Below are 12047 nucleotides of genomic sequence, written 5' to 3'. Positions count from 1 at the left end.
CGTCGGCCCGGCCGCTCAGCCGCTCACGGGTTCGTCAGCGTGAAGGTCGGCTTCCGGTAGCCGACGCCGGCCCGGTCGAGCTTCGGCAATTCGCGTTGCGTGAGCAGCGTCGCGAAGCCGGCCCAGTCGCGCTGCAATGCGGCCATGTCGACGTGATGCGTGTCGCCGCGCTTGTAGCGCACGCCGGCCGCATACGGCAGCTCCCAGTCGGCGCGATGCCACGCGCGCTCGGCGAGCGCGAGCAGCCGCGGATAGGCCATGTATTCGAGGAACGTGCCGTTGCGCATCACCTCGCCCCAGGCCTGCCCCTGCATCCCTTCGATGCGCGGCGCGGGGCCCGTGCCCGTCACCTCGAACGCATTGCCGTCGCGGTCGCCCATCACCTCGGCGTTCTGCGGCAGGTTCTCGGGCGCGAGCGAGAACACCTTGTACTCGTCGGTTGCATGCGAACCCCAGTAGTAGCCGCGCTCGCGCGGGTTGAGCGTGTACGGAAAGTCGAAGTACAGGTAGTCGGGCAGCGCGAGCACCGTCAGGTAGCCCTTGCCGCTCAGGTCGCGCGCACTGTCCGATGCGCCCCAGAAGATCGTGTCCCACAACGACACCATCACGTGGCGCGTGCCGAAGTCCTGCGGCCCGCTTGCGTGCTTGATACCGTCCTGCCATGCGGCCATCGTGTCGATCCCGTTCGCGTTGACCGCCGCGCTCACCTGTGTCGCGAAGCGCGTCGGCAACTCGTCGATCGACTTGATCTCGCCGCGCCGGAGCAGCGCCGCGCACGCGGGCGAACGCGCCCACGGCTTGTCCTGCGCGGCGAGATCGATGCGCCCCTTGCCCGGGTCGGTGCCGTTCAGCGGCTGGAAGCCCGCGCCGAGGAAGATGTTCTTCGCCTCGTCGCCGCCGTAATGCCAGACGTGCAGCGGCGCCTGCGCGTCCGCATGCATCGCCGCGATCTCGCGGATCACCTTCGACGCGAAATTGAGCGCACCGGGCACGCACGGATTCAGGTCGCTGCGCCGGTCGTAGAACTGCACTGTCGTCAGGTTCGACGTGTCCTGCGGATCGAGCAGCCGGTACGCATTCGCTTCCTGCTCGCGGCCGGCCGCATGGAGCCGCCGGTAACGCGCCTCCATCGTCACGACGGCGGCACGCGCGTGCGCGGGCATGTCGATCTCGGGGATGATCTCGACGAAACGCGCGGCCGCGTAGCGCACCAGCGCCACGTAATCGTCGCGCGTCAGGTAGCCGCCGCCCGAACGGTTGTCGGGGCCGGAGCCGAGTTGCGGCAGCAGGCAGCGCGTCTCGCCCGGGTCGTGGCAGCGGCGCCCGCCGATTTCGGTCAGCTCGGGCAGGCCGGGAATCTCGATGCGCCAGCCTTCGTCGTCGGACAGATGCAGGTGCAGCCGGTTGAGCTTGTACGCGCTCATCTGGTCGATCAGGCGGCGCAACGTCGCCGGGTGCTTGAAGTTGCGTGCGAGATCGACGTGCATTCCCCGATGCGTGAAGCGCGGCGCGTCCTCGACCAGCATCGCCGGAATCGGGCCGCCGCCGGCGGGCGCGAGCGAGAACAGCGTCTGCACGCCGTAGTAGAGGCCGGCGCGATCGTATGCTTCGATGAATGCGCCGCGCGGCCCGATCGCGAGCCGGTAGCCGCCGGGCATCGCGATGTCGGCGGGCAGCCGGCGCGGCGCGACGGCGCCCCGCACCGGCATGCCCGCGCCGTCGAGCCCGAGTGTCGCCGCGCGTTCGCGCAGCGCCGCGACCTGCGCGTCGGGCAGGTCCGGCAGCGCGAGTTCGACGCCGCGCAGGTCGAGCGTGCCGGGCAGCGCCTGCTGGCGCTTCGCGCTCGGCAGCGTGCGGCTCGCATCGGGCCGCGCGGCCACGGGCGGCGCATTGCCGGTCGAGTTGTTCTGCGCGTCGGCCGGCAGCGATTCGACGTAGCGCAGCTCGTCGTCGGTGTCGTTGTAGCGGAGCACGGCGGGCGGCGCGCCGTCGACGACCACGTACGGGCGCGGAATCACGTCGCTGTAGCGCAGCAGCCAGTATTCGGCGACGAACGGCAGCTCGATGCGCTCGCCGGGCGCCAGCCGCACCGAGCCCGGCTGCGGCGTCAGTTCGTACAGGTCGCCGGTGAGCCGCCGTAGTGCAAAGCCCGGACGGTCGATCCGCAGCAGGCGGCGGATGCTGTGCAGATAGAGCTTCCAGCCGCCGTCGGCGATCGCCTGGTGGCCGCGGTTCTGCAGGATCAGGCGGCCCGTCGCGCAGGCCGCGCCGTCGGCGCCGAGGTCGGCGCACGGTACGCCCGCCGCGGCCGCGTGGTTGTTGTCGACGGCGACGCGCAACGCGAGGCCGTTCGACAGCAGCGCCGCGAGACTCGCGGCTGCTGCGGGCGGTGTGGCGGGCAGCGCGGCACGGGCGGTCGCGCCGGGCGCGGCCGACGCCGGCTGGGCGCCGATCGAGGCGGGCGGCGCCGCCGCGATCAGCAGGCCGGCAAGAAGGCATGGCAAGGTACGTTTCATTCGAACTCCTGAAAAAAAGGGGGCGTGGCGGCGTCGATGGACGACGTCGCTGCGGTCGGGTCTTTCTACGGAGCTGCGGGAGATGCCTGCGTGCGGGGCGATGCGGCCGCACCGCGCGCAGGCGGCACGCGGGGGCGTGCGTTACGGAACGGGAGGCGGGCAGGCGTGCCGATCGGATCGGCGGGGCGGCGGATGCGTGCTCATCGGCTGCGCGCGGCAAGCGCCGTGGCGGCGAGGCGGTCGCAAGCGGCGGCATTCGGCCGGCCGCGCGCGATCGCGGCGGCGGGCGCCGTCGCGCGCGGACGTCGACACGGCGCGCAGGCGCGCGCCTCACACGGGATGCGCATGTCTCCCCCACCCAGATGGATTCGGCCTGTCTGCGGCCGTGTCAAAAGATCATATGAAACCTTTTATTGGTATTCAAGTGGTATCAATCTGGCGCTAAATTGGCATCGATTCGCGCGACCTGTCCGGCCGGCCGGGACGAAAAAAAACCTCGCGCGAGGCGAGGTTCGTTGCGGGCGGCCGCGGCGTGACCGGCCGCATGCGTCAGTCGCGGCCGGCGCGTGCTTCCTGCGTCTTCTGCCGCGCTTCGAGCCACATCGCATTGACGATGCCGAACGACAGCGCGACGCCGATACCGAGAATCCAGCTGAAATACCACATGATCCGACTCCTTGCGAAACGGTGGACGGGGGCGCCTGCGCGCCCCGGCCCGGTTCAATACATCGAATGCTTGTTCTCTTCGAGCACCTCGCGCGTGACCTTGCCGCGCATCACGCGATACACCCAGCTCGTATAGAGCAGGATGAGCGGCAGGAACACGATCACCGCGAACAGCATCACCTGCAGCGTCATGTGGCTCGACGTCGAATCCCACACGGTCAGGCTGCTGCGCGGGTCGAGCGACGACGGCATGATGAACGGGAACATCGAGAAGCCCGCGGTGAGGATCACGCCGGTGATCATCAGCCCCGTGCAGAAGAACGCCGTCTTTTCCTGCTTCGAGCCGGCGAGCAGCAGTGCGAGCAGGCCGCCCGCGATCGCGACGACGGGCGCCGCGATCATCCACGGAAACTCGCCGTAGTTCGCGAGCCAGAGGCCCGAGCCGGCGGCGACGTCCTTGAGCAGCGGATTCGCGACGGTGTCGGTCGGCGCGGCGTGCGTGATGTGGAAGCCGCCGATATACGACGCGACCAGCACGCCTGCCAGCACGAACAGCACGACCGCGAGGAACGACGACACGCGCAGGGCGATCGACGCGCGGCGTGCGATCACGCCTTCGGTCTTCATCCGGATGAACGCGGCGCCGTGCGCGACGAGCATCGTCAGGCTGACGAGCCCGCACAGCAGCGCGAACGGGTTCAGGAGCGCCCAGAAGCTGCCGTGGTAGGTGACGCGCAGGTCGCTGTCGTACTGGAACGGCACGCCTTGCAGCAGGTTGCCGAATGCGACGCCGAACACGAGCGCCGGCACGAAGCCGCCGACGAACAGGCCCCAGTCCCAGCCCGCGCGCCAGCGCGGGTCGGGCCGCTTGCTGCGGTAGTCGAAGCCCACCGGCCGGAAGAACAGCGCGAACAGCACGAGCAGCATCGCGAAGTAGAAGCCGGAGAACGACGCGGCGTAGACGAGCGGCCACGCGGCGAACATCGCGCCGCCGGCCGTGATCAGCCACACCTGGTTGCCTTCCCACGTCGCGCCGACGGTGTTGATGATGATGCGGCGCTCGTCGTCGGTCTTGCCGAGGAACGGCAGCAGCGCGGTCGCCCCCATGTCGAAGCCGTCGGTGACGGCGAAGCCGATCAGCAGCACGCCGACGAGCAGCCACCAGATCAGCTTGAGAGTTGCATAGTCCATAGCGATTCCTTGTTCCGTTTCGGTTGCGTGCTCAAGCCGGGGCGCGCTCGCTGGCGGCCGCGAGTTCGTGGTGGTAACGGCCGGTATGCAGCGACGACGGGCCGAGACGCGCGTACTTGAACATCAGCTTGATCTCGATGACGAACAGTGCGGTATAGAACAGGATGAAGCCCGCAAGACTCAGGTACAGGTCGGTCGGCGTCAGGCTCGACGCGGACAGGTGCGTCGGCAGCACGCCGGCGATCGTCCACGGCTGGCGGCCGAGCTCGGCGACGACCCAGCCGAATTCGATCGCGATCCACGGCAGCGGGATCGCCCACACCGCGTAGCGCAGGAACCAGCGGCGGTTGTCCTGCAGCAGTTCGCGGCGCGCGCAGAACCAGAACGCGGCAATGAACGTCGCGACGAACAGGAAGCCGAGGGCCACCATGATCCGGAACGAGAAGAACACGGGCGCGACCGGCGGGATCGTCTTCTTCGCGGCGGCCTTGATCTGCTCCGGCGTCGCATCGACCACGTTCGGCGTGAACTGCTTGAGCATCAGCCCGTAGCCGAGATACTGCTTGTGCTGGTCGAACAGTTCGTGCGTTGCCGCGCTGGTATCGCCTTCCTTGATCTTCTGCAGCGCGCCGTACGCGATCATCCCGCTCTGGATGTGCTCCTCGCTATGCTTCGCGAGATCGCGCAGGCCGATCACCGGTTCGTCGATCGAGCGCGTCGCGATCAGGCCGAGCGCATACGGGATCTTGATCGCGTAGTCGGTGCGCTGTTCTTTCTGGTTCGGAATGCCGATCAGCGTGAACGAGGCGGGCGCCGGTTGCGTTTCCCATTCGGATTCGATCGCGGCGAGCTTCATCTTCTGCACTTCGCCGGTCGTATAGCCCGACTCGTCGCCGAGCACGATCACGCAGAGCGTCGCCGCGAGGCCGAAGCCGGCCGCGACCGCGAACGAGCGCAGCGCGAAGTCGACGTCGCGCTTCTTCAGCAGGTACCACGACGACACGCCGAGCACGAACATCGCCGCCGACACGTAGCCGGCCGACACCGTGTGCACGAACTTCACTTGTGCGACCGGGTTGAACAGCACGTCGAACAGGCTCGTCATCTCCATGCGCATCGTCTGGTAGTTGAACTCGGCGCCGACCGGGTTGTTCATCCAGCCGTTCGCGACGAGGATCCAGAGCGCGGACAGGTTCGAGCCCAGCGCGACGAGGAACGTGACGAGCAGGTGCTTGACCTTCGACAGCCGGTTCCAGCCGAAGAAGAACAGGCCGACGAACGTCGACTCGAGGAAGAACGCCATCAGGCCTTCGACCGCGAGCGGCACGCCGAAGATGTCGCCGACATAGTGCGAGTAGTACGACCAGTTCGTGCCGAACTGGAATTCGAGCGTGATGCCGGTCGTCACGCCCATCGCAAAGTTGATGCCGAACAGCTTGCCCCAGAACTGGGTCATGTCCTTGTACACCTGTTTGCCGGTCATCACGTAGACGGCTTCCATGATGACGAGCAGCCAGGACAGGCCGAGCGTCAACGGCACGAACAGGAAATGGTAGAGCGCCGTGATGCCGAACTGCAGACGCGACAGATCGACGACTTCGCTACTTATCATGGTGGTCTCCCTCGGTAGATACAGGCGCCGGTACCGAGAGCAGCTTCTCGGCGACGGCGGCAGGCGGCAGCGACATGTGCTCAGCCTGCGGATGATTGAAGAATGCGTATTTGAGCGACATCAAGAGGATCAGCTTGACGATCAGCACCAGCGTGATGTCGCGGGCGAGGGTCGGGCCGCGTGCCCATGCGGCAATGCGCGCGCGCCAGCCGATCGTGCCGGCCGGCCGCGCGGGAGGCGGCGCAGGCTCTTTATTGATCGAGATCAAGGCGATTATCCTGAATCGATTTAAGGCGGTTTTGGGGGGCGACTTTACGTTGGATTTATGACGGCCGTGAAGCTGTTTTAATCCTTTTGCGCCTGACATGCCAATTTTAAAAGGAGTGCTTTCCGATGCCGAGTGCTGCGCTGCGGCAGACCGTCGCGAAACACGGGCCCGGATTTGAGGCAGATCAAGGTTATGCGGAAGGGGGCCGCAAATGGCGTATTACCTGACGAATCAGGTCAATTAATCGGCCGACAATGAACGGAGAGCGAAATGAAAAGCGCGAAAAAAGGCCGAAAAAAAACCGCTGCCGGTCGGGCAGCGGTTTTCGATGATTTGCTCTAAATCGCCGGGCTTTACGCGTATTCGGCGAGTGCGGTGCGCATTTTCTTCATGGCGCTCGCTTCGATCTGGCGGATGCGTTCCGCCGACACGCCGAACTCGGCCGCGAGATCGTGCAGCGTCGAGCCGCCCGAGCCGTCGTCGTCGACATGCAGCCAGCGCGCCTCGATGATGCGGCGGCTGCGTGCGTCGAGCGCATCGAGCGCTTGCGCGATGCCGTCGGTCTGCAGCGTGTCGCGCTGACGCGCGGCGAGCACGGCAGTCGGCTCGTTGTGCGAATCGGCCAGGTAGGCGATCGGCGCGTACGACTCCTCGCCATCTTCCACCTGCCCTTCGAGCGCGATGTCGCCGCCCGACAGGCGCGTTTCCATTTCGGTCACGTCTTCGCGCTTGACGTTGAGCTCCTGCGCGAGGCCGTCGATTTCCTCGGGCGTCATCGCCTGCATGCCCTTCTTGTGGCTGCGCAGGTTGAAGAACAGCTTGCGCTGCGCCTTCGTCGTCGCGACCTTCACCATGCGCCAGTTGCGCAGGATGTACTCGTGGATCTCGGCCTTGATCCAGTGGATCGCGTACGACACGAGACGTACGTTCTGGGCCGGATCGAAACGCTTCACGGCCTTCATCAGGCCGATGTTGCCTTCCTGGATCAGGTCGCCGTGCGGCAGCCCGTAGCCGAGATAGTTGCGCGCGATCGACACGACGAGCCGCAGGTGCGACAGCACGAGGCGGCGCGCCGAGTCGAGGTTGTTGTGTTCGCGAAATTCGGTCGCGTACTGGCGTTCCTCTTCGGCCGTCAGCAGCGGAATGCGATTGACGGCCTGGATGTACGCGTCGATGTTGCCGAGCTGGCCGGGCAACATCGATTGTGCTGCGAGCGCCAGCGAGCCTGCCGATTCGGCCTTGGCCGGCGTCGGGCTCAGGGTGTTCGGGAGGGTCAGGGCGTTGCTCACTAAAAAACTCCTTTGGAATCAGGGACAAACCCCCGGTCTCGAATGAGATTCCGTGGGCCATCTTAGCACTCCCGCAATCCGAGTGCTAATTCCTTAGAGCGGGCGTGGACATCGGAGTTCCCGTTTTTCTATTGGAATTGTCGAGCCGATAGTCTACTTTGCGACAGAGAGGGTGAGCCGAAGTTCCGTAAGCCGTTGTTTCTGATGGTAATCAGTAGACGATTTCGATTTTTGTCGTTTTGGAAGGAAGCCATTTCGCTTGGTGATGCCGATCCGAAAAGTCCTTTACCATACCATTCAGTTCGCTCGAGCCGGCCGAAGCGGCAGGCTCCATTCAACCCACAAAGTTGGAGTGACAGATGAACAATAAGAAGAATCGCCGGCCCTGCAGCCGGCTTGCGCTGCATGCGATGCTGGCAGCGTCCCTTCTGGGCGGATCGGGTGCGGCATTCGCGGATCGGTGGGGAATTCAGGCGGGCGGCGGCTTTTCGGATCGCCACGGAATCGACAAGGCCGATCTCGGCGTCGTGTGGGATCCGGGCTGGAACTGGTGGGAAATCGGCGGCTGGCACTTCGCCTTCGTGGTGGAAGGGCACGCCGGCTACTGGCACACGGGCGGCAACGTCCACGGCAACATCGGCGAATTCGGCGTGACGCCGTTGTTCCGCTTCATCAAGAGCGCCGGGCCGATCCGCCCGTTCATCGAGGCCGGCGGCGGCGTCCGGCTGCTGACGCACCCGACGATCTCGGACCACTTCTCGCTGTCGACCGCGTTCCAGTTCGCGCCCACCGCCGGCGTCGGCGCACAGTTCGGAGAACGGCAACAGTATCAGGTCGGTTACCGTTTTCAACATGTGTCTAACGCGGGTATCAAAGAGCCGAATCCTGGGGTAAATTTCCACCAGTTCTACGTGCAGTACAACTTCTGATCGGCCCGCCCGCGCAAGGCGGGCGCGTTGCCGAGGAGTCAGGCGATGGCGAAGCTGGTCGATGCGATCCGCGCGCTCGAGCGCGATCGGTTCCGGGCGATGGTGGACGGGGACGGCGAAGCGCTCGACGCGCTGTTGTCGGACAAGGTGTTCTTCGTGCACACCAACGGCAAACGCGAAACCAAGCAGCAGTTCATCGATGCCATCGTCGCCGGACGCCGCCGCTATCGCCAGATCGAGGTCCAGTCGCAGGATCTGCTGCCCGTCGGCGGCGAGACCTGCGTCGTCACCGGGCGCGCGCTGATCGAGATGGAAACGAACAACGGCGGCCTGGTCTTCCCGATTGCCTATACGTCCGTCCACACTCACGAGCAGGGCCGCTGGTGCCTGCTCGCCTGGCAGGCGACCCGCTGCGCGACCGAGACATGAGCGCGCATGGCGCCCCTTTTCATGTCCCGACCGAAGCGGCCTTCTGGGCCGCTTTTTGCTGCCTCGTGCGGCGCGGATCGCGCGGCGCACGGGCGGTCGCGCTCCGTTCGCTGATATTCGAACCCTGATTCGGGGCCTGGCGCTCAGGCCGCCGCGCGGCGATCCGCGCAATGCCAGGCCGAGCGGTTGATCGCGCTGACGACCGCGTCGAGCGCCGCGCTCGATGCATCGGCGTGCAGGCCGACGCCGTGCCGCGACGGCGCATCGCCGACCCGGCACCCGACCGATACCGCGCTTCGCCCGTCCTTCGTGCGCGCGTGTTCGCACGAGGCGACCTCGATCGCGACGCCGGCGGCCGCCGCGAATGCCGCGGCCAAACGTCGCACGGCGTCTTCGGGCGACCCGTCGGCCGCCGGCGCCGCCGCGATTTCGCGGTTCCGCCAGCGCGCGCCGCCGCCGTGACGCGCGGCCGGCCCGTCGGTCTCGAAGAATTCCCGGGCGAACAGCGCGCAGATCGCGTCGCCCGTCACTTCCTCGCCGGACGCGTCGGCGAGCGTCTGTACCGCGTGGCTGAATTCGATCTGCACCCGGCGCGTCGGCGTGAATCCCATCCCGCGTTCGAGCAGGAACGTCGCGCCGCCCTTGCCGGACTGGCTGTTGACGCGGATCACCGCGTCATAGCCGCGGCCGACGTCGGCCGGGTCGATCGGCAGGTACGGCACTTCCCAGGCGGCATCGGGGCGCTGCTGCGCGAAGCCCTTGCGGATCGCGTCCTGGTGCGAGCCCGAGAACGCGGTGAAGACGAGGTCGCCCGCGTACGGATGGCGCGGATGCACGGGAATCTGGTTGCAGCGTTCGACGACGCGGCGCACCGCGTCGATGTCGGAGAAATCGAGGCCCGGGTCGATGCCCTGCGTGTAGAGATTCAGCGCGAGCGTGACGAGATCGACGTTGCCGGTGCGCTCGCCGTTGCCGAACAGGCAGCCTTCGATACGGTCGGCGCCGGCGAGCAGCGCGAGTTCGGCCGCGGCGACCGCGGTGCCGCGATCGTTGTGCGGATGGACGGACAGCACGATGCTGTCGCGGTACGCGAGGTTGCGGTCCATCCATTCGATCTGGTCGGCGAACACGTTCGGGCTGGCGGCTTCGACGGTGGCCGGCAGGTTGACGATCATCTTGTGGTCGCGGGTCGGGCGCCAGGTTTGCGCGACCGCGTCGCAGATCTCGCGCGCGAACGTCAGCTCGGTCATGCTGAAGGTTTCCGGCGAGTACTGGAAGGTCCAGTGCGTCTCGGGGCGCGCGGCGGCGTGCGCCTTGATGATGCGCGTGCCGTCGACCGCGAGCGCCTTCACGTCGGCCTTCGACATCCCGAACACGATGCGGCGGAACGACGGGCAGACCGCGTTGTACAGGTGCACGATCGCGCGCGGCACGCCTTCGAGGGCGTCGAACGTGCGGGCGATCAGGTCCTCGCGCGATTGCACGAGCACCTCGATCGTCACGTCGTCGGGAATCCGCTTGTCGTCGATCAGCTTGCGGACGAAATCGAAGTCGGTTTGCGACGCCGACGGAAACCCGACCTCGATCTCCTTGAAGCCGATCTCGACCAGCATGTCGAAGAACGCGAGCTTCTGCTCGATGCTCATCGGCTCGATCAGCGACTGGTTGCCGTCGCGCAGGTCGGTGCTCATCCAGACGGGCGCGCGCTCGATGGTGCGCGACGGCCATTTGCGGCCATTGAGGCGGACGGGCTCGAACGGGCGGTACTTGTCTTGCGGATTGCGCATCATCTTCTGGACCTCGGGTCTCAAGTCGCGAGCGAAGACGGGCGGCATGGGCGACGGTTGGCGCTGCCTCGCACCGCGGCGCGCGATCGCGCTGCGGATACGGATGATCTTCGCGAATCGACCGACGGATAGACGGACGAATGCTGACGACTTCGGGTTGTAAAAACGGCGAGAGGGGAACCGCGGAACTGCTGGAAGGGACCGTGCGGACAGCACACGGCGCTACGAAAGCCTTAGGCTAGTCGTAGCGATAGCGGCCGCGCTAGGCGGCCGGAGGTAATTCGGAGGGTGTTCGGAAAGGAACGCATGGCGACAACTCTATGCCAGGATGCGGGCGCCTGTCAAATGCCCGGCGCTCGAGCCCGGCGCGCCGTCAACGCGCGATGCGGGCGATCCGCACGATCGTCTCGACCTGTCGCGCAACCGTGTCGGGCACCGGCACCTCTGCGCGCAGCACGGCGTCCGTCCATGCCGCCGTCGTCGCCGCATCGCGCGATTCGGGCAGCGCGACGGGCAGCGCATCGGCCGACGAGCGTTCGGCCTCGATCAGCGTGTCGCACACGCCGTCGTGCAGCCAGTCGACCTGCACCTGGCGCCGCGTGTCGGCGACGGCTTCGCCCTCGGTGCCGCGCGCAAGCAACGCGCCGCCCTGCGCGGCGTCCGGATGATCGCGGAACAGCTGCGCGAGGCTGTCGCGGTACGGCGGATGCGTGTAGTTGACGAGCCGCAGGCCGGCCGGCGCGAACGGCTGCAGGATCTTCACGAGCGTGTGCGTCGAGTTGCGCACGCCGAGCACGCCGCGCATCGCCAGCAGGCGCGCGATGCGCGGCGCCAGCGCCTCGATCGGTGCGAAGGCGACGCGGCGCTCGGCGAGCGTGTCCTCGATCGCATCGTGCGACGTCGACGGCGCGAGCGACAGCGCCGAGAAGATCTCGGCGCTGGTCACGCGGCCCGGATCGCGCTCGACGCCGTGCACGAGCACCGGCACGCCTTCGCGCGCGAGCAGCAGCGCAAGCAGCGGCACGAGGTTGGGTTGCTTGCGCGCGCCGTTGTAGCTCGGGATCGACACGGGACGAAACGCGGCGTCCCGCACGTGCACCGGCTCGAACGACGCTTGCGCGGCGGCCAGCATCGCTGCCAGTTCGTCGGCGGATTCGCCCTTCAACCGATAGGCGATCAGGATCGCGCCGAGTTCCACATCCGACACGCGTCCGTCGAGCATCGCGCGATAGAGCGCGTAGGTATCCTCGGCGGACAGCGCGCGCGCGCCGTGCGGGCCGCGGCCGATTTCCTTGATGAAGCGGGCGCACGGGAACGGAACGGTTGCGGGAGCGGGGGAGGCGGTCATCGGGGCGTGGGG

The 12047-nt window shown here is 66.9% G+C and carries 10 protein-coding genes; 2 read left to right on the top strand and 8 right to left on the bottom strand.

Features of this window, described 5'->3' with window-relative positions; all coding sequences use genetic code 11:
• Window positions 1–23: 23 nt before the first annotated feature.
• The 6 genes from GQ56_RS0125270 to rpoH all read right to left on the bottom strand — a co-directional run bounded on the left by GQ56_RS0125270 (window position 24) and on the right by rpoH (window position 7542).
• On the bottom strand, window positions 24–2516 hold the full coding sequence (locus tag GQ56_RS0125270) for a family 20 glycosylhydrolase (RefSeq protein WP_031401293.1): 2493 nt from the start codon (window positions 2514–2516) through the stop codon (window positions 24–26).
• 549 nt (window positions 2517–3065) lie between these two features.
• Window positions 3066–3182 carry a cytochrome bd-I oxidase subunit CydX gene (gene cydX, locus GQ56_RS40390; RefSeq protein ID WP_031401292.1) on the bottom strand — a complete coding sequence of 39 codons (117 nt, stop codon included), beginning with the start codon at window positions 3180–3182 and terminating at the stop codon, window positions 3066–3068.
• Window positions 3183–3236: 54 nt separating this feature from the next.
• Window positions 3237–4373 carry a cytochrome d ubiquinol oxidase subunit II gene (gene cydB, locus GQ56_RS0125255; protein ID WP_031401291.1) on the bottom strand — a complete coding sequence of 379 codons (1137 nt, stop codon included), beginning with the start codon at window positions 4371–4373 and terminating at the stop codon, window positions 3237–3239.
• Window positions 4374–4404: 31 nt separating this feature from the next.
• A complete protein-coding gene (locus GQ56_RS0125250; protein ID WP_031401290.1) occupies window positions 4405–5985 on the bottom strand; it encodes a cytochrome ubiquinol oxidase subunit I in 1581 nt (526 codons plus the stop codon).
• On the bottom strand, window positions 5975–6259 hold the full coding sequence (gene cydP / locus GQ56_RS0125245; RefSeq protein WP_031401289.1) for a cytochrome oxidase putative small subunit CydP: 285 nt from the start codon (window positions 6257–6259) through the stop codon (window positions 5975–5977). The genes GQ56_RS0125250 and cydP overlap by 11 nt, the downstream gene beginning before the upstream one ends.
• Window positions 6260–6606: 347 nt before the next feature.
• The gene (gene rpoH / locus GQ56_RS0125240; protein ID WP_031401288.1) at window positions 6607–7542 is read right to left on the bottom strand and encodes an RNA polymerase sigma factor RpoH; all 936 of its coding nucleotides are present in this window, start codon (window positions 7540–7542) and stop codon (window positions 6607–6609) included.
• A 359-nt stretch (window positions 7543–7901) separates the two neighbouring features.
• Between rpoH and GQ56_RS0125235 the strand changes: the two genes are divergently transcribed.
• Window positions 7902–8471 carry an acyloxyacyl hydrolase gene (locus GQ56_RS0125235; protein WP_031401287.1) on the top strand — a complete coding sequence of 190 codons (570 nt, stop codon included), beginning with the start codon at window positions 7902–7904 and terminating at the stop codon, window positions 8469–8471.
• Window positions 8472–8516: 45 nt separating this feature from the next.
• Window positions 8517–8900 carry a nuclear transport factor 2 family protein gene (locus GQ56_RS0125230; RefSeq protein ID WP_031401286.1) on the top strand — a complete coding sequence of 128 codons (384 nt, stop codon included), beginning with the start codon at window positions 8517–8519 and terminating at the stop codon, window positions 8898–8900.
• A gap of 143 nt (window positions 8901–9043) precedes the next feature.
• On the opposite strand, the gene leuA is transcribed toward GQ56_RS0125230, so the two are convergent.
• Window positions 9044–10690 carry a 2-isopropylmalate synthase gene (leuA, locus tag GQ56_RS0125225; RefSeq protein WP_031401285.1) on the bottom strand — a complete coding sequence of 549 codons (1647 nt, stop codon included), beginning with the start codon at window positions 10688–10690 and terminating at the stop codon, window positions 9044–9046.
• A 370-nt stretch (window positions 10691–11060) separates the two neighbouring features.
• Window positions 11061–12035: a DNA-binding protein YbiB gene (gene ybiB, locus GQ56_RS0125220; RefSeq protein WP_031401284.1), complete on the bottom strand. Its 975-nt coding sequence runs from the start codon at window positions 12033–12035 to the stop codon at window positions 11061–11063.
• Window positions 12036–12047 lie beyond the last annotated feature (12 nt).

The sequence above is a fragment of the Burkholderia paludis genome, from assembly GCF_000732615.1.
GTDB classification, from domain to species: domain Bacteria; phylum Pseudomonadota; class Gammaproteobacteria; order Burkholderiales; family Burkholderiaceae; genus Burkholderia; species Burkholderia paludis.
This window is presented reverse-complemented; position numbering and strand designations above follow the sequence as displayed.